Consider the following 17,451-nt stretch of genomic DNA (forward strand, 5'->3'; position numbering starts at 1 on the left):
ATAAAATCCTAATATGTCTATTTTAGAAATGAAAGTCCCATCCCCGGGAGAATCCATCACAGAAGTAGAAATCGCCACTTGGCTGGTAAAAGATGGTGATTATGTGGAAAAAGATCAACCCATCGCAGAAGTAGATTCTGATAAAGCTACACTTGAACTTCCTGCCGAGGAAAGTGGTATCATTACCCTAAAAGCAGAAGAGGGAGACACTGTAGAAGTGGGGCAAGTGGTATGCCTTATTGATATGAGTGCTGCAAAACCAGAAGGAAATGCTACTCCAAAAGTAGAAGAGAAAAAGGAGGAAGCACCAAAGGCAGAGCCAGCAAAAGAAACCCCTAAGCAAGAAGCAAAACCTACAACTTATGCTACTGGAACCCCTTCCCCTGCAGCGAAAAAGATTCTTGACGAGAAAGGTATCGCTCCAGAAACGGTACAAGGTTCTGGTAGAGACGGAAGAATCACCAAGATAGATGCAGAACTAGCGTCTGTACCTGCTATGGGAAGCGTGGACGCTACTTCGGGGACTCGCTCACAGACCACTACTAAACTCTCTATGCTGAGAAGAAAACTCTCTAAGAGATTGGTATCTGTGAAAAATGAAACCGCGATGCTTACTACTTTTAACGAAGTGGATATGTCTGAAATCTTCCGTATCCGTAAGCAATACAAAGAGGAATTTGCGGCTAAACATGGTATAGGATTAGGCTTTATGTCTTTCTTTACTAAGGCGGTAACCCGTGCGTTACAAATGTATCCTGATGTAAATGCATCTATTGATGGAGATAATAAAATCAATTATGATTTCTGTGATATTTCTATCGCTGTTTCAGGACCTAAAGGACTAATGGTTCCTGTACTAAGAAATGCAGAAAACATGACACTAAGAGGTGTAGAGGCTAATATTAAAAACTTAGCAGAAAGAGCAAGAGACGGTAGGATTACCGTAGATGAAATGACAGGCGGTACTTTCACGATTACCAATGGTGGAGTATTCGGGTCTATGCTTTCTACCCCTATCATTAACCCACCTCAATCTGCTATCCTTGGAATGCACAATATCATCCAAAGACCAGTGGCAGTGAATGGGCAAGTAGAGATTCGTCCGATGATGTATGTGGCACTTTCTTATGACCACAGAATCATTGATGGTAGAGAGTCTGTAGGATTCCTTGTTGCAGTAAAAGAAGCGATAGATAATCCTGTGGAATTCCTTATGAATGGCGATGAAAGAAGAGCTTTAGAATTGTAACAATTTCTTATAATCATAAATCCCACTGTTGTAAAAAATAGTGGGATTTTTCGTAAAGGATTGAGGTAATGTGATAATGAAGTAATATGATAATGAGGTAATTATCTAATTTTCAAATTCCCTAATTATCTTATTTCTTTCTAACTTCTAAACAATAATTTTTAAAACAATGAATTTTATATTGGCTTCTACTTCCACACTTCCTGGAGAGGAATTTTTGGAGTATCTGAAAACTGAACTCGAAATACTCTTTTCCCAAGTGGATGAAATTCTTTTCATTCCCTTTGCAAGACCATCAGGAATTTCTCACGAAGAATACACACTAAAAGCAGCTTCTTTTTTCCAAAAAATAGGTAAAAAAATAAGAGGTATCCATGAGTTTGAGGACTACTCCACTGCTATCCGTGATGCCAAAGCCTATTTTACAGGGGGAGGCAATACCTTTCTACTGGTGAAAACACTACACGAACACCAGCTTATGACTTTACTTAAAGACAATATCTATGCAGGAAAACCGTACTTAGGATGTAGTGCAGGAACGAATATCGGTGGATTGAATATGAAAACTACCAATGATATGCCCATCGTATATCCCTCATCTTTTGACTGTATGGGATTAGTCCCTTTTAATATCAATCCTCATTACTTAGACCCTATTGCGGGATTGAAACACAATGGCGAAACCAGAGAAACGAGAATCAAAGAATTTCTCACCCAAAATCAAGAAACCATGGTGGTAGGTCTAAGAGAAGGCAACTGGCTAAGACATAAAGACGGTGTACTGCGTATAGAAGGCAGCCAAAGTACGCGTATTTTCGAATATGGAAAAGAATCCTACGAGGTAGAAACAGGATTTTGTTTCTAAACCAAAAAACACGCTACAATCAGCGTGTTTTTTGGTATATTAATGGCAATAATCCATAGAAACATCTAACAGCGGGGAATTTTCTAACAAAAATTCTATTTCTCTATTCAATATAGGCTCATCTTTATTGGATTTAGGATGGAATTCTTGACGGTAGAAATTCATTTTTAGTTTTTTTCTTTTTTTAAGATGCTGAGTCAGCATATCAGCATCTAATGGTTTTTGTTTTGAAAGAGTTTCCTACAGTTTTTCCATCAATCTACCATTCCATATCCACCCGCTCTGGATCATGCAAAAGCTATCTTCCTAATTTACTGGTTACCAATTTTCCGTGGATAACTCCTTTCAGCCCAATAAGCTGTTTAGAAAGTTCTACCAGCCTTTGTGCCTTTCCTTTGATGGCGATAATTTCCAAGCAATTATCATGATCCACATGAAAATGCTGAGAAGAAAGTATTTCCTTATAAAAATCATGCTGAATTTCATTCATTTTAACCAAAATATCCCCCTTATGATGGTCATACAGCAAGACGATAGCTCCCGATACCAATTCATTTTTATTCCAATTATTCTCTACCAAGCGGTTTTCCACCAAATGCCGTATCGCCTGTGAACGATTCGGGAACTGATGTTCCGCCACAAAATCATCCAAATCAGAAAGTACATCCTCATCCAAACTTACTCCAAAACGAACTTGTGCCATTGTTTTATAGTTTTACAACAAATGTATAAAAATCCTTAGAATTACCACCATTATTCGTAGAGATATTCCGTATATTTGTCTTATGGATTGGGAGAAAATCATAGGGCAAAAAGCATTGCAAAAACAGCTGATAGATAGTATTGATGCCAATAGAGTGGGACATGCTTATCTGTTTACAGGTAACGAGGGGTATGGTGCTCTGCCTCTGGCATTGGCATTTGCAAAGGAAATTTTCCTAAGAGAAAATCCAGATGCAGCCAGTAAAATAGAGCACCTCAACCATGTAGATTTACATTTTAGCTTTCCCGTTTTTACAGAAAATAGAAAGTCTGTGAGCAGTAAATGGTTTGCCACTTTTAGGGAAATGATATTAGAAAATCCTTATTTCTCTTTAGATGATTGGATGAATTATTTAGACTCTGCCAATAAACAGTTTTTCATTTCCACTGCCGAAATTGAGGAACAAATAGAGCATTTTACGCTCAAAAGTTTTGAAGGTGGCTCCAAGATTCTTATTGTATGGCGTGCCGATAAAATGAATGTAGCCGCAGCTAATAAACTCCTCAAGTTCTTAGAAGAACCTCCCGAAAAAACCATCATACTCATGACGGCAAATAGCGTTCAAGACCTTTTACCCACCATTTTATCCAGAGTGCAAATAGTGGAAATCCCAAGAATAACGGATAAAGACCTCATGGAAAAAATCTCTACCGATTTTCAGACGCCATCACTCCCTGTTCCAGAGCTCATCGCCAAAGCTCAAGGGGATTACAATCTCTTCCTAAAACTGAAGAATGGTACGGAAAATGAAGACTTTGAAGCCCTTTTTATCCAATGGGTAAGGGAAGCTTTCCAAGTAAGAAAAAGACCTGAAAAACTAAAAAACATCATTCTATGGGCTAGAAATATTGCCGGCTGGAATAGAGAAAAGCAAAAGAGTTTCCTCGCTTATTGTGCCGAAATGTTTAGACTTGCAATGATGCAAAATTATGGGCAAAGCGACTTGGTTTACAAAAAAATAGAATCTACAGGATTCCAGTGGGAAACTTTCTCCACATTCATCCATGGTGCCAATATTGAAGATATTATCACTCAACTTTCGGAAACGGATTATCACTTAGAAAGAAATGGTAATCCTAAAATCATCTGGACCGATATGGGAATTAAGCTTTCAAGGTATATTCATAAGAAATAGAGAATAGAAAATGAGGATTATTTTATAAAGAAAAACCTTCCAACAAAGAGAATTGGAAGGTTTATTTATTTACGCTTTCTTATTTTTGATTTCTTCTTTTACTTTTTCTTCTAGCTCCTCTGCCAGTTCAGGGTTATCACTTAATAAAGATTTCACCACATCTCTTCCTTGCCCCAGTTTAGTTTCTCCATAGCTGAACCATGAACCCGATTTTTTTACAATGCCCAAATCCACAGCAGCATCTAAAATTTCTCCTGTTTTAGAAACGCCCTCTCCATACATAATATCAAACTCTGCTTGTCTAAACGGTGGTGCTACTTTATTTTTTACGATTTTCACTTTCACATGGCTACCGATGGCCTCATCTCCTTGCTTAATAGGGGTAGATGATTTTCTAATATCTATTCTTACCGATGCGTAGAATTTCAATGCATTTCCTCCTGTGGTAGTTTCAGGATTCCCGAACATTACTCCAATTTTCTCTCTCAACTGGTTGATAAATATCACCGTACACTTCGTTCTAGAAATGGTTCCTGTAAGTTTTCTGAGTGCCTGAGACATTAATCTTGCATGAAGTCCCATTTTAGAATCTCCCATTTCCCCTTCTATTTCAGATTTTGGTGTAAGTGCTGCCACAGAGTCTATTACTACAATATCTATTGCTCCCGAACGAATCAAGTTATCTGCAATTTCTAATGCTTGTTCTCCATTATCTGGCTGAGAGATAATTAGCTCTTCTAAATTGATTCCTAATTTTGCTGCGTAATGTCTATCAAATGCGTGCTCTGCATCTATGAAAGCGGCTATTCCGCCTTGTTTTTGAGCTTCGGCAATGGCATGAAGGGTAAGGGTAGTTTTACCCGAGGATTCGGGTCCAAAAATTTCTATAATTCTTCCTTTAGGATATCCCCCTACGCCTAATGCAATGTCTAAACCCAAAGACCCCGAAGGAATTACTTCTATATTATCATCTATTGCTGCTTCTCCCAAGGTCATTACAGTACCTTTACCGTAGGTTTTATCCAGTTTTTCCAAGACCAAAGAGAGTGCCTTTTTTTTATCTTCTGCTGTACTCATCAATATAAAATTTAATGTGTAAATGTAAGGATTATTTCATTTATCCTGCAAAAAGAATGCGTATATTTTATGTGAGGCACATTCCCCTTAGATGCTTTTTTCATCATGGATAACCTATTCTTATTTATTAGTACGGTTTTCTTCTTCAGAGTTATCTATATGTATTGGTTTAGATTTTACTTTTTTACCTGAATGGAAATGATAGCGAAGTGAAAAAATAACACTTCTGGTAGAGAAATCACTGTATCTAAAAGATTCAAAACCATTATAATTCCCCTTAAGTTCATTAAAATAGGTATTAAATACATCATTAATTCTTACGGAGGCCTCTACTCTATCTTTAAATAATTTCGTACTCAATTTAATGTCGGTTCTAAGTCCTTGTCTAATTTTATAGAAATCTGACAATTGCGGTGAATAATAATTGGTAATTAAAGATATGCCTGTTTTTTTATTGATGCTGTAAACTTGTGCTAAATAAAGATTCCACTGCCAGAGTGATGTGTTTAGAGATACATCATTTACATTTCCTATATTTTCATTGTACTCCACTGTAAGTTTGTTATATAATTTCAATTTATTCTTTACAGCTGAAAAATTATACATGAGTGATGTTCCTAAATTATTCACTTTATAATTGGTAGGAAACCAAACTAAATTATTGTTTTCAAAAGTGGTAACCTGTTCTATATAGTTTTGGTAATAATTATAGTGTGTGGTTAGAAATAATTTTGATTTATAGGCATACTGCATCTGTACCGAGTGAATAAATTCATTCTTTAAATTAGGATTTCCTCTAAAGATAGTGTTATAGTTCACATTGTACTCAAAGGGGGTAATGTCATTAAAATTAGGCCTTTGAATTTTCTTAGAATAAGAAAATGATAACGCATTATTTTTATTTTCACTCTTATACCCAATGTACAGGGATGGAAAAATATTTCCTTGGTTTATTTTAGATTTTTGGGCATTATTATAAATGACATCTCTATTAAAGTATTCGTATCTTAGCCCTGTAGAGAAACTTAGTTTTTGTACATTAAATTTATAAATTCCATACCATGAATAGATATTTTCGGTAAAATCAAATAATGTTGAGGACAAAGGGGTACTGAAATGAATAGCATTTAAATGATACTTCCCTTTAAAATTAGAAGCTCTAAATCCTATATCCAATTTGTTTTTTTCATTGAACTTAAATTCATAATCAGAGTTAAAAATAAGTGTATTGCTATTATTATTACTTAGGATATTTTGATTCAGCAAAGGAATATTTTCTCGATTGGAGGTAATATTATTATTAAAATCTTGATTTCTTCGGATATATGATACATACATGTTCAAGTTATTTTTTTCCTTAGAAAAATTATAATAAACACTTGTATTGATGAATTGACTTTCCACTCCTGAATTTGATACAGAGTGTATCCGTTCATTTTCATTGGTATGAAAATAATTAAATTTACTTTCTGAAGAAGAAATGGAATTGTATTTCGGATATTTACCATAACTGAAATCAATACCTACATTACTATTTTTGCCTATATTATAGTTAATATGGGTAGAAGTTTCTAAATATTGTTTATTGACTTTAAAGCGTGTATGATAATCTTCCAATTTATCCTGATAATTTTGCCATCCATTACTGAATACCAGTCCATTATCAAAATTATACCGTACACTGCTTTCTATAGACCATTTTTTAAAATTCACCCCTACATCCACGGCATTAAAATAAGAGGTAAGCCTATTAATATAGGTATTAGAGTTAAGATTAAAATACCAGCCATTATTTTGATTTTTCTTTAATACAATATTAATTACAGAATCATAATTTGCCTGATACTTTGCAGAAGGATTTGAAATTACTTCTATTTTTTCAATTTGATTTGCTAATAAATCATTTATATTACGATTGCTCTCTCTACCATTAATTAGATACAGCGTTTTATTCTTACCTAATATTTTCACATTTTCGTTTACTATATTCACCTCAGGGATTAGCATAATGGCGTCTTTAAAAGTTGAATTCTGAAAAATAGGACTATCATCAATATTTAAAGTAGTAGTACCAAATGCTCTTGAAATATTTTGCTTTTTAGCTTTGATAGTAATTTCATCTAATGAAAATACCTTTTCTAAGAAAATAGATTTAGGCTGAGGGGAAATCTTGAATTCTTCTTCAAAATAAGAGTATTGATGATGATTCACTACTACCTTCGCTACTTCGTTATTTTTCCCCTGTACAGTAAATTTACCATGCACATCTGTTTTTAGTGCAATAGTATCTTTGGATACAATGTAATACAAATTTATATCCGAAATAGGCATCTGCTTTTTGTCATAGATAAAAATATCTTGTTTTATATTTTGTGCCGTTAAAAGAAATGGAATAACCGTTAAAAAAAAGATAGCAGTTCTTCTCATAACCGTAATGAATAAATTATTTTATGGATTAAACACTTGTTCTAAAGAAAATATATCTAAAAAATTTCTGCACCTTAGCATATTACAAATATAAATAAAGAAGAACTCTTAACCTGTGACCTAAATCACAATTTCCATAAGCATACTTATTTATATTAAATATAAATAATCATTTCCAAGCATCAGTAATTAAATATAGATAGTTGATTATCCAGTTTTAGTGTTAATAATTTCAAGCTACAAATCATCATGTATGTTTTGTGTAGCATTTGGTTTTTCTTCTAAATCAGGCTAAATAATGCCAAATTCCGCTATTGTAACTTTCAATAGTATAAGTTTCGGCTTTAGTTTGTAGATGCTTTTCAGCAGGGATAAATTCATTGCAGCTTTTCCAATAATCTGTACAACATAGCTGTGTTAGTAAATTTATGAGCAACAGTGTAATTTCTCCCACAATCTTTGCATTTATACCGATGAACGCCTTTTATATTACCAAAGCTTATTTTCTTCCTAAAAAAACGGATTGGTATTTTTTTCTACACCTATATGAGTGGCATTGCCATGTCCAGACAGAACGATGGTCTCCTCTGGAAGAGTAAAAAGTTTTGTTTTTATGCTATGAAGAAGCTCATCATGGTTGCCTTTGTAGAGGTCTGTTCTTCCAATGCTTCCTTGGAAAAGAGCATCTCCAGAGAGAATGAAGCCGTCTGTTGCACAGTAGTAGCCTACACTCCCAGGAGAATGCCCAGGAATATGAAAAATATCCAGCGGAGTATGGCCTAGATAAAGCGTATCTCCTTCATGGATAGGAATAATTTCTCCAGAAAATGGTGCAAACTGAAACCCAAATCGGTGAGCATCCATTGGGTTTCTATCTAGTATCTCCTGCTCTAAGGGATGAAGATGTACCGGAACCTGAAACGCATCATATACTTTTTGGAGACCCAAGACATGATCTATATGAGCATGGGTAAGCAGTATTTTCTGAACCTGCAATGCTTGTTCATCAATGAAACGAAATAAATGTTCTGTCTCTTGAGGATGAAAATTTCCTGGATCTATAATGAATGCCGATTTTTCGTCATTGTAGATAACATAGGTATTTTCAGAAAAAGGATTAAACGGAAAAACTTGAATATGCGTCATAATTTTTTTTCTTCCCAAATGTACGAATTTTATAGTCAATTCTATTTTTTTCTTATATTCGTGGAAATGAAAACAGTATTACTTTTTTTAGGATGCCTACCTACTATTTTCTTCGGACAAAACATCCAAGGAATACAGCTTTTTAACCCTAAAACCAATGACCAAACGGCAATCATCGCCCTTGGAGAGTCTCTCGTTTTAAGGTTTGATGATTTAGATAATACCTCTACACGCTACCGCTATACCCTGAAGCATTATGATAGAAACTGGGAAGATGATGGACTTTTCTATTCTGAATACGCTGCTGGGCCGCTCAATGCGGTCATTGAAGATTTTGAGTTTTCATTCAATACTTTACAGAAATACACCCACTATCATCTTACGCTCCCCAATGATAAAATTAAGATGAAAATATCTGGAAATTATGAAATTATTGTATATAAAGATTCCCCTCGCCAGCCTGTGTTTACCAAAAGGTTTTCCGTATATGAAAATGGGATGGAAATAGCTGTTCGTCAAAGTAGAATGTCTGTAACCCCCTCGTCATTGGCAAAAAATCAAAGAATAGAAGTGGTGGGAATAGCACAAAACGCTGAACTGCTCTCTAATGCCAATTCTTTTGGACTCACCGTATTACAAAATAACAACTGGCAAACCGCAAAAACCAATATTCCTCCCAGTGGAGTTATGGGAAATCAACTCGCCTATCAGCAGTTGGATTTAGCTTTTTCTGGGAATAATCAGTTTTTTTATTTTGATAATAAAAATATGAATATGAGCTTTGATAGAGTTGCTGGAGGCGAAATCATTGATGGCGTAAATCACACCTACCTGCATCCCATTATGGCCTATCCCCTTACTTATCAGTATCAGCCTGATGTAAACGGAGCGTATTATTTCCGAAGAAATGACCTCGGTATAGAAAGAAATGCCGATAAAGAAGGAGACTACGCTTGGGTGTATTTCTACTTAGATTCTGAGCCGTATAATAAGGAAATCTATATTCTGGGGGCTTTTAATGAATACAAAGCCGATGAAAAATACAAAATGTTTTATGATACTGAAAAACAACAATATGTGGCAAAAATATATCTAAAACAAGGATTTTATAATTATATACTCGCCACGAAAGAAACCGATGGTAAACTGAATTTCGGAGAGATTAATGGTAATTTTTGGGAAACTTCTAATCTCTATCAGGCACTTCTCTATTATCGTCCTTTCGGGAGGAATTATGATGGTATTCTAGGCTATGGCGAACTGAGAAAACAGATTCGGTAGGGAAAATTTGACCAAAAAAAATAATAATCGTACTTTTACAAAATCTTAGAAGATAAGCATTTTATGAAGAAAATTCAAATGGTAGATCTGCAAACGCAGTATTTCAAAATAAAAAATGAACTGGATAATGCGTTGCTAAATGTCTTAGAATCTGCAGCCTTTATTAATGGTCCCGAAGTAAAATCTTTCCAAAAAGAAATGGAAGAATACCTCGGTGTGAAGCATGTAATTCCCTGTGCCAATGGAACCGATGCCCTTCAGATTGCACTCATGGCATTAGATTTAAAGGAGGGCGATGAGGTAATTACTTCTGATTTCACCTTTGCAGCTACCGTAGAGGTAATTCATCTTCTGAAACTTAAAGCAGTTTTGGTAGATGTAGATTATGATTCTTTTACCATTGATACCGAAAAAATAAAAGCCGCAATTACAGATAAAACCAAAGCCATTATCCCTGTACATCTTTTTGGACAATGTGCCAATATGGAAGAAATTCTGAAAATAGCCGAGGAATACCAACTGGCGGTGATAGAAGATAACGCACAAGCCATAGGTGCCGAATACACTTTCTCTAATGGTAAAAAGAAAAAATCAGGCACCATGGGAACCATCGGTACTACTTCTTTTTTTCCTTCTAAAAATTTGGGCTGCTATGGAGATGGTGGAGCCATCTTTACTAATGATGATGCCCTTGCCCATAAGATGAGAGGCATAGTAAATCACGGAATGTATGAAAGATATTACCATGATGAGATAGGAGTAAACTCTAGATTAGACAGCATTCAGGCGGCAGTACTTAGGAAAAAACTTCCGCTTCTAGATAGCTATAATGAAGCCAGGAAAAAAGTAGCCGATGCTTATGACGAAGCATTCTCTCAGCATCCACAGATTAAAATTCCTTATAGAGTAGCAAATAGCACCCATGTTTTCCACCAATATACGCTCAGAATTTTGAATGGAAAAAGAAACGAACTCCAAGAGTTTTTGGCTGCTCATGAAATTCCTGCCATGATTTATTATCCTGTGGCACTCAGAAACCAGAAAGCGTATTTCCAAGCATCTAATCCAGAAGACTTTAAAAACACAGATAGACTGCTAAACGAGGTCATCTCTCTTCCTATGCACACCGAGTTAGATGATGAACAGATTGCTTACATCACAGAGAAAGTATTAGAATTTATGGATAAGAATGGATGATTTTTATCATCTGATGAAATAATAAAAAATCGAAAAAATGAGGAAGAGCATGAAGAATGAAAATTCAGTTGGGGATTAAAGAAAATATTTTGTTCCTAAAGAGTATCCTCTCTCTTTTTTCGAGCAGAAAAATGAATCTTATCAGAGATTAACGACATATAAAAAGTAAATTAATAATAAAAACAAATGAATCAGTTTGATGTTACCGTTATCGGTTCAGGACCTGGCGGTTATGTAGCTGCCATCAGAGCTGCACAGTTAGGCTTCAAAACAGCCATCATAGAAAAATACAATACCATGGGAGGTACTTGCCTTAATGTAGGATGTATCCCTTCTAAAGCACTATTAGATAGCTCAGAGCATTACCATAATGCCACACACACCTTTGAAAACCACGGAATTAATGTAGGTACTGTTACCGCAGATATTCAGAGAATGGTGGCGAGGAAAAATGAAGTGGTGGAGCAAACCACTAAAGGAATTCAATTCCTGATGGATAAAAATAAAATTACCGTTTTCCATGGAGTGGGAAGTTTTGAATCGGCTACTAAAATAGCAGTTACTAAGGAAGATGGTTCCAAAGAGTCTATAGCATCTAAATACACCATCATCGCAACGGGGTCTAAGCCTTCATCACTTCCTTTCATTGAAATTGATAAGAAAAGAATCATTACTTCCACAGAAGCACTTAATCTTCAGGAAGTGCCTAAGCACCTCATCGTCATCGGTGGAGGCGTTATTGGCTTAGAATTAGGCTCAGTATATCTCCGTTTAGGTGCAAAAGTAACGGTGGTAGAATACATGGATAAAATTATCCCAGGAATGGACGGTGCTTTGTCTAAAGAACTTCAAAAAGTACTGAAAAAGCAAGGAATGAAATTCGAGCTTTCTACTGCTGTATCTGGTGTTACCAATAACGGCGATACTGTAACCGTAACCGCTACTAATAAAAAGGGAGAGGAAGTTTCTTTTGAAGGAGATTATGTATTAGTTTCTGTAGGTAGAAGACCTTACACAGAAGGATTAGGATTAGAAAATGCAGGGGTAGAGCTAGACGAAAGAGGTAGAGTAAAAGTAAATGAACATCTACAAACTTCGGTGGCTAATATTTATGCCATTGGAGATGTGGTAGCGGGTCCTATGCTTGCACATAAAGCATCAGAAGAGGGCGTTTTGGTAGCAGAGCAATTGGCAGGACAAAAACCACATATCAATTATAATCTCATTCCAGGGGTAGTGTACACTTGGCCAGAAGTGGCAGGAGTGGGCAAAACTGAAGAACAGCTCAAAGCAGAAGGTGTAGCCATCAAAGTAGGAAATTTCCCTATGCGTGCATTAGGAAGAAGCCGTGCTTCTGGAGATACCGATGGGTTTATCAAAATCATTGCCGATGCTAAAACGGATGAAGTACTAGGGGTACACATGATTGGAGCCAGAGCGGCAGATATGATTGCAGCAGCCGTTACAGCAATGGAATTCCGTGCTAGTGCTGAGGATATCGCAAGAATGTCTCATGCACACCCTACTTTTGCTGAGGCTATTAAAGAAGCAGCATTAGATGCCACTGCGAAGATTGCTATTCACTCTTAATGAGCCAGTGGATTTTAAAATAATAATTTACAAAATAAAAAAAACTGTCATCTTTTTAGGTGGCAGTTTTTAAATCAATCCTCCCTATGCTTATAAAAAACTATTCTGACCTGCCTGGCAAAGCCATTCTAGATTATTATGAAGGAACCATCGTAGAAGAACTTTTAGTTTTGGACGAATTCGGGCCAGGGGTAGAGATGCCCATAGATGCCTATTTCAGAGACTTTGATGAAATGCCAGAACTAGAACGGACAGCAATGCAAATGTGCTATGGAAAAGTTTTAGACATCGGTGCAGGAGCAGGTTCCCATGTACTTTATTTACAAGAACATGGAGTAAAAGCTACAGCATTAGAGATTTCTCCTACAGCATGTGAAATCATGAAAAAAAGAGGTGTAGAATCTATCATTCAGCAAGATATCTTTGAATTTTCTGGTCAAAAATTTGATACACTGCTATTGCTGATGAACGGGATAGGGCTCTGTGCAGATATGGATGGACTTACTCGGTTTTTAGAACACGCTAAAACACTTCTCAACCCCAAAGGACAATTGCTATTTGATTCCTGTAATGTAAATTATATGTACGAGGAGGTGGATAAACCGAAAGAGAGATATTACGGTGAAATAAGATACAAATACCGCTATGGTAATGTAGAAACCGATTGGTTCCAATGGCTGTATATTGATATTTTCACCCTTGAAAAACATGCTAAAGCTCTTGGCTGGAAAATTGAAGTCATCGAAGAAGACGAAAATGATCAATACTTGGTAAAATTGACTCTAAGTGACAAAAAATAAACAGAAAAGTATATACTAAATTAGCCCTATAAAATCATTTTCATCCCCTATTCTTATGAATTTTAAATACTACCTTACCCTATTCTATCGTCTATTTTTGGTCTATTTTTTCTACCAAATCGCAAGAGTTTTGTTTTGGTGGTACAATAAAGAATTAATTGACATCAACGGTTTTTCAGAATACCTTTCTCTCGCGTACAGAGGCATTGCTTTTGATACCACCGCCATCTTATATATCAATTCGCTTTTTATTTTTCTCAGTATTATTCCTATTGGCATTAATAGTAAAAAGTATTGGCAAAAAATATTATTTTGGTGGTATTTTATTACCAATGGTATTGCTTATTCATGGAACTTTGGAGATTTTATTTATTTTAAATTTTCCCAATCCCGACTGACTTCTGCAGCATTAGATGTAGCTGGAAATGAGACCAATTTGGGCAAAGTTTTTTGGGAATCATTAAAAGAATATCCATCGGTAGGGATAGGGTATATCCTCCTCATGGCATTATGGGTTTTCCTATACAATAGGGTGAAAATTACAGAAGTGAAACCCAAAATTTCTTTCCGTTATTTTGCCGTTTCTATTCTGGTGCTTTGCGGCGTGGCTACTTTGGCCGTGGGCGGCATCCGAGGAGATTTTAAACACAGTACCCGACCGATTAATTTAGTAGATGCCAATAAACATGTTAGACTACCCATTCAGGGAAATATAGTGCTTAATAGTTCGTTTTCCTTTTTAAGAACACTGGGAAGCAACCAATTTAAAGAGGTAAATTTTGTGGATGAAACTTTCATCAATCACCAACTTCTTCCCTATAAACAATACAATAAAGATAAACACTCCCCTTCCCTTCCTCCTAACATTGTGATTCTCATCGTAGAATCTTTCGGTAGAGAATACTCTGGGGCATTTAATGAAAGAAAAAATATAGAAAACTATCAGTCTTTTACCCCTTTCGTGGATAGTCTTGCCAAGCATAGTCTTATTTTCCCAAATTCTTTTGCCAATGGTAGGCAGTCTATCCATGGCATGAGTAGCATTCTGGCGGGAATTCCTACGCATGCCAGTGCTTTTACTTCTTCTCCTTATGCCAATCAGAAAATCAGTTCCATAGTTTCTATTGCCAATGAAATGGGCTATGACACTTCATTTTATCACGGTGCTCCCAATGGCTCTATGGGCTTTCAAGGTTTTGCCAATATATTAGGGTTCCACCATTATTTTGGTAAAAATGAATACAATAACGATGAAGATTTTGATGGTATGTGGGCAATTTGGGATGAACCTTTTTTACAGTATTTCGCAAAAAACATCGGTAAGAAAAAACCTTTTTTGACCACGATGTTCACGGCTTCCTCTCATCATCCATTTAAAATTCCCGAAAAATATAAAGGAAAATTCCAAAAAGGTTTCGTAGACATGCATGAACCTATGCAATATACAGATTATGCACTGAAAAAATTCTTTGAAACGGCTGAAAAACAGCCATGGTATGAAAATACTATTTTCGTTATCACGGGAGATCATACCAATCAAGTGTACTACTCTGAATACCATAAAGCAATGAATGGATATGCCGTTCCTATTCTATTTTTTTCACCTAATCCTACCTATGAGCTGATAGGAAAAAATGAAAAATACGCACAGCAGATGGATATTTACCCTACACTAGTAGATATAATGGGCTATGAAAAACCATTCAGAAGCTGGGGAAAAAGTTTGATTTCAGAGGACGATACTTCCCCACATATCATCATTACCTCTGATGGAATTACCATAAGAGCAGTCTATGGAGATTATATCTATCTTTTTGATGGTAAGAATTTTACTGGATTATATGCCAAAGAAGATCTCGGCTTTGAACAAAATCTATTATCAAAAACACATTCCCTAGAAGTAGAAAGAGGAAAAAAACTCATCCAAGCATGGTATCAAGATTATATGCATAAAATTATTCAAAGAAAACTGGGATAAAGCATTGCATGAATTGAACCTTTAGAGGGAAGTTTTCAGCTTCCCTTTTTTATTTGTCTTCTTAAAAAGTCATTTTTATGAATTGAATCTGCCACATTAAAAATCTGTAAATAAATTTATAAAAAATATTGTACCTTCTTGGCACTTTACCAAGATACTAAAAAACCTTGAAATTGTCTTAAGCATCACAATATGTTTAAAATCACCTCACAACAAATAAAATTTAAAAAAATAAAACAAAAAAAAGAGACTTTGTTTCCAAAGTCTCTTATAGTAGCGGGAGCCGGACTCGAACCGACGACCTTTGGGTTATGAGCCCAACGAGCTACCTACTGCTCCATCCCGCGGTATTTTTTTTAATTAAGCACCGCAACACTTAATATCGCTTAGTAGCGGGAGCCGGACTCGAACCGACGACCTTTGGGTTATGAGCCCAACGAGCTACCTACTGCTCCATCCCGCGATATTGGACTGCAAATATACGACTTTTTTTATCACACACAAATTTTTTCATACTTTTTTCTTATTTTTGTGCTATGGCAACAATCATTAGAATAAACCCTGACAACCCGCAGGAAAGACAACTTAACCAAGTCATCGATGTGCTGAACAGCGGTGGTATCATCATCTTCCCATCAGATACCGTCTATGCCATGGGGTGCAATATCCACCATCCCAAGGCAATGAAAAAACTTGCCGATATCAAAGGAATAAAATTAGAAAAAGCCAAATTTTCTATTGTTTGTAACAACCTTAGCCACCTTTCCGAATTTACCAAACCCATTGATTCTTCCATTTTTAGACTGCTCAAACAGCATCTCCCTGGGCCATTTACCTTTATTTTAGAAGCTGGAAAAGCACTTCCCGCCGCCTATAAGGGACATAAAACGATAGGCATCCGAGTACCAGACCACAGCATCCCTCAGAAAATAGTAGAATTATTAGGAAGCCCCATCGCTTCTACCTCCATTAAAGACGAAGATGAAATCATAGAGTACACTACTGACCCTGAACTCATAGCAGAGAAATTTGACAAAATGGTAGATATCGTCATTGATGCAGGATACGGAGGTAATATCGCCTCCACAGTGATAGACCTTACCTCTGGAGAACCCGAAATCATCCGCCAAGGAAAAGGAGAACTCTAATTATTCATCTCAATTTCTAACTTAATTATAACACAATGAAAATCATCACTTCCCCAGCTAAACTTATGAAAACGGATTTTGAAAGTGACATTCTAAAATCCACTACGCCTACTTTCATAGAAGAAGCTCACCTTATCCAGTCTCATCTGAAAGAAAAATCCCCTCAATTCCTTTCCGAGCTCATGGAAATATCTGCCAAACTAGCTAACGAAAACTGGGAACGCAACCAAAAATGGACGCCCAATCCCCAAAAAGAAGAATCCGCACAAGCTATTTTTGCCTTTACAGGGGAAGTATATAGAGGGCTTGATGCCAAAACTTTGGATAAAAAAGCAATAGAATATCTTCAAAAAAATTACAGAATGCTCTCCGGATTGTATGGTTTACTAAAACCTTCGGATAGAATAATGCCTTATCGTTTAGAGATGGGAAGAAATTTCGAATTTGAAAGTTATAAGAATCTCTACGAATTTTGGCGTGAAAAAATTACTACTCAGCTGAACGCTGAACTGAAAGATAATGATATCATCCTCAATTTAGCAAGTAATGAATACTTTAAATCTGTGGATAAAAAGAAACTCAATGCCACAGTGATTGATTTTGATTTCTACGAAATGAAATCTGGAAAGCCTAAGACCATCGTAGTCTATACCAAACACGCCAGAGGTTTAGTGGTTCGCTTTTGTGCTGAAACCCATGCCCAAACCCTCAATGATGTAAAAGCGTTTAACTACGAAGGCTACCTCATAGACGAAGAAAAATCTACAGACACGAAATTAGTATTTACCCGATGAT

At 36.0% G+C, this 17,451-nt stretch carries 15 protein-coding genes, 2 tRNA genes and 1 pseudogene; 10 read left to right on the top strand and 8 right to left on the bottom strand.

All coding sequences use genetic code 11. The features are described from left to right. Nucleotides 1-13 precede the first annotated feature (13 nt). Together odhB and pepE are read left to right on the top strand one after the other, a co-directional pair. A complete protein-coding gene (odhB, locus tag HMPREF9699_RS08390) occupies nt 14-1,249 on the top strand; it encodes a 2-oxoglutarate dehydrogenase complex dihydrolipoyllysine-residue succinyltransferase (RefSeq protein ID WP_002664068.1) in 1,236 nt (411 codons plus the stop codon). 169 nt (nt 1,250-1,418) lie between these two features. Then, nucleotides 1,419-2,114: a dipeptidase PepE gene (gene pepE, locus HMPREF9699_RS08395; protein ID WP_002664069.1), complete on the top strand. Its 696-nt coding sequence runs from the start codon at nt 1,419-1,421 to the stop codon at nt 2,112-2,114. Nucleotides 2,115-2,153: 39 nt separating this feature from the next. Here pepE and HMPREF9699_RS11475 read toward each other — a convergent pair whose 3' ends face one another. Both HMPREF9699_RS11475 and nikR read right to left on the bottom strand, forming a co-directional pair. Next, on the bottom strand, nt 2,154-2,279 hold the full coding sequence (locus HMPREF9699_RS11475) for a hypothetical protein (protein ID WP_260182283.1): 126 nt from the start codon (nt 2,277-2,279) through the stop codon (nt 2,154-2,156). Between the two features lie 133 nt (nt 2,280-2,412). Then, on the bottom strand, nt 2,413-2,817 hold the full coding sequence (nikR, locus tag HMPREF9699_RS08400; RefSeq protein WP_002664080.1) for a nickel-responsive transcriptional regulator NikR: 405 nt from the start codon (nt 2,815-2,817) through the stop codon (nt 2,413-2,415). 82 nt (nt 2,818-2,899) lie between these two features. Here nikR and HMPREF9699_RS08405 point away from each other — a divergent pair, with 82 nt between their 5' ends. Continuing rightward, nucleotides 2,900-4,012 carry a DNA polymerase III subunit gene (locus HMPREF9699_RS08405; protein WP_002664082.1) on the top strand — a complete coding sequence of 371 codons (1,113 nt, stop codon included), beginning with the start codon at nt 2,900-2,902 and terminating at the stop codon, nt 4,010-4,012. 69 nt (nt 4,013-4,081) lie between these two features. Here HMPREF9699_RS08405 and recA read toward each other — a convergent pair whose 3' ends face one another. The 4 genes and pseudogenes from recA to HMPREF9699_RS08420 all read right to left on the bottom strand — a co-directional run bounded on the left by recA (nt 4,082) and on the right by HMPREF9699_RS08420 (nt 8,662). Beyond that, complete coding sequence (gene recA / locus HMPREF9699_RS08410; protein ID WP_002664083.1) at nt 4,082-5,089, bottom strand: recombinase RecA; 1,008 nt, start codon at nt 5,087-5,089, stop codon at nt 4,082-4,084. A 120-nt stretch (nt 5,090-5,209) separates the two neighbouring features. Then, complete coding sequence (locus HMPREF9699_RS08415) at nt 5,210-7,516, bottom strand: outer membrane beta-barrel family protein (protein WP_002664084.1); 2,307 nt, start codon at nt 7,514-7,516, stop codon at nt 5,210-5,212. 182 nt (nt 7,517-7,698) lie between these two features. Beyond that, nucleotides 7,699-7,931, bottom strand: a pseudogene (locus HMPREF9699_RS11590) (hypothetical protein); the annotation flags it as partial. A gap of 95 nt (nt 7,932-8,026) precedes the next feature. Beyond that, nucleotides 8,027-8,662 (bottom strand): MBL fold metallo-hydrolase, encoded by a 636-nt coding sequence (locus HMPREF9699_RS08420; RefSeq protein WP_034985854.1) that lies wholly within the window; start codon nt 8,660-8,662, stop codon nt 8,027-8,029. A gap of 66 nt (nt 8,663-8,728) precedes the next feature. Here HMPREF9699_RS08420 and HMPREF9699_RS08425 point away from each other — a divergent pair, with 66 nt between their 5' ends. The 5 genes from HMPREF9699_RS08425 (at nt 8,729) to HMPREF9699_RS08445 (ending at nt 15,508) form a co-directional block, all read left to right on the top strand. After that, complete coding sequence (locus HMPREF9699_RS08425) at nt 8,729-9,943, top strand: type IX secretion system plug protein (RefSeq protein ID WP_034986207.1); 1,215 nt, start codon at nt 8,729-8,731, stop codon at nt 9,941-9,943. Nucleotides 9,944-10,006: 63 nt separating this feature from the next. Then, nucleotides 10,007-11,140 (top strand): DegT/DnrJ/EryC1/StrS family aminotransferase, encoded by a 1,134-nt coding sequence (locus HMPREF9699_RS08430; RefSeq protein WP_002664087.1) that lies wholly within the window; start codon nt 10,007-10,009, stop codon nt 11,138-11,140. A 186-nt stretch (nt 11,141-11,326) separates the two neighbouring features. Then, nucleotides 11,327-12,730 carry a dihydrolipoyl dehydrogenase gene (gene lpdA / locus HMPREF9699_RS08435; RefSeq protein ID WP_002664088.1) on the top strand — a complete coding sequence of 468 codons (1,404 nt, stop codon included), beginning with the start codon at nt 11,327-11,329 and terminating at the stop codon, nt 12,728-12,730. Between the two features lie 86 nt (nt 12,731-12,816). Further along, entirely contained in the window at nt 12,817-13,530 is a 714-nt protein-coding gene (locus tag HMPREF9699_RS08440; protein ID WP_002664089.1) for a class I SAM-dependent methyltransferase, read from the top strand. A 55-nt stretch (nt 13,531-13,585) separates the two neighbouring features. Then, nucleotides 13,586-15,508 (top strand): LTA synthase family protein, encoded by a 1,923-nt coding sequence (locus HMPREF9699_RS08445; RefSeq protein WP_002664090.1) that lies wholly within the window; start codon nt 13,586-13,588, stop codon nt 15,506-15,508. 274 nt (nt 15,509-15,782) lie between these two features. Here the strand turns inward: HMPREF9699_RS08445 and HMPREF9699_RS08450 are convergent. Further along, nucleotides 15,783-15,855, bottom strand: a tRNA-Met gene (locus HMPREF9699_RS08450). 43 nt (nt 15,856-15,898) lie between these two features. Further along, a tRNA-Met gene (locus HMPREF9699_RS08455) sits at nt 15,899-15,971 on the bottom strand. Between the two features lie 73 nt (nt 15,972-16,044). Here HMPREF9699_RS08455 and HMPREF9699_RS08460 point away from each other — a divergent pair. Together HMPREF9699_RS08460 and yaaA are read left to right on the top strand one after the other, a co-directional pair. Next, the gene (locus HMPREF9699_RS08460; RefSeq protein ID WP_002664092.1) at nt 16,045-16,656 is read left to right on the top strand and encodes an L-threonylcarbamoyladenylate synthase; all 612 of its coding nucleotides are present in this window, start codon (nt 16,045-16,047) and stop codon (nt 16,654-16,656) included. Between the two features lie 35 nt (nt 16,657-16,691). Further along, entirely contained in the window at nt 16,692-17,450 is a 759-nt protein-coding gene (gene yaaA / locus HMPREF9699_RS08465) for a peroxide stress protein YaaA (protein ID WP_002664094.1), read from the top strand. Nucleotide 17,451 lies beyond the last annotated feature (1 nt).

Origin of the sequence: Bergeyella zoohelcum ATCC 43767 (assembly GCF_000301075.1) — a bacterium.
Classification (GTDB): domain Bacteria; phylum Bacteroidota; class Bacteroidia; order Flavobacteriales; family Weeksellaceae; genus Bergeyella; species Bergeyella zoohelcum.

Bases quoted from the DNA above. Each gene is read 5' to 3' on its own strand.
- odhB (WP_002664068.1), top strand. From the start codon at position 14: ATGTCTATTTTAGAAATGAAAGTCCCATCCCCGGGAGAATCCATCACA.
- pepE (WP_002664069.1), top strand. From the start codon at position 1,419: ATGAATTTTATATTGGCTTCTACTTCCACACTTCCTGGAGAGGAATTT.
- yaaA (WP_002664094.1), top strand. From the start codon at position 16,692: ATGAAAATCATCACTTCCCCAGCTAAACTTATGAAAACGGATTTTGAA.
- HMPREF9699_RS11475 (WP_260182283.1), bottom strand. From the start codon at position 2,279: ATGAATTTCTACCGTCAAGAATTCCATCCTAAATCCAATAAAGATGAG.
- HMPREF9699_RS08405 (WP_002664082.1), top strand. From the start codon at position 2,900: ATGGATTGGGAGAAAATCATAGGGCAAAAAGCATTGCAAAAACAGCTG.
- lpdA (WP_002664088.1), top strand. From the start codon at position 11,327: ATGAATCAGTTTGATGTTACCGTTATCGGTTCAGGACCTGGCGGTTAT.
- recA (WP_002664083.1), bottom strand. From the start codon at position 5,089: ATGAGTACAGCAGAAGATAAAAAAAAGGCACTCTCTTTGGTCTTGGAA.
- HMPREF9699_RS08425 (WP_034986207.1), top strand. From the start codon at position 8,729: ATGAAAACAGTATTACTTTTTTTAGGATGCCTACCTACTATTTTCTTC.
- HMPREF9699_RS08430 (WP_002664087.1), top strand. From the start codon at position 10,007: ATGAAGAAAATTCAAATGGTAGATCTGCAAACGCAGTATTTCAAAATA.
- HMPREF9699_RS08420 (WP_034985854.1), bottom strand. From the start codon at position 8,662: ATGACGCATATTCAAGTTTTTCCGTTTAATCCTTTTTCTGAAAATACC.
- HMPREF9699_RS08445 (WP_002664090.1), top strand. From the start codon at position 13,586: ATGAATTTTAAATACTACCTTACCCTATTCTATCGTCTATTTTTGGTC.
- HMPREF9699_RS08440 (WP_002664089.1), top strand. From the start codon at position 12,817: ATGCTTATAAAAAACTATTCTGACCTGCCTGGCAAAGCCATTCTAGAT.
- HMPREF9699_RS08415 (WP_002664084.1), bottom strand. From the start codon at position 7,516: ATGAGAAGAACTGCTATCTTTTTTTTAACGGTTATTCCATTTCTTTTA.
- HMPREF9699_RS08460 (WP_002664092.1), top strand. From the start codon at position 16,045: ATGGCAACAATCATTAGAATAAACCCTGACAACCCGCAGGAAAGACAA.
- nikR (WP_002664080.1), bottom strand. From the start codon at position 2,817: ATGGCACAAGTTCGTTTTGGAGTAAGTTTGGATGAGGATGTACTTTCT.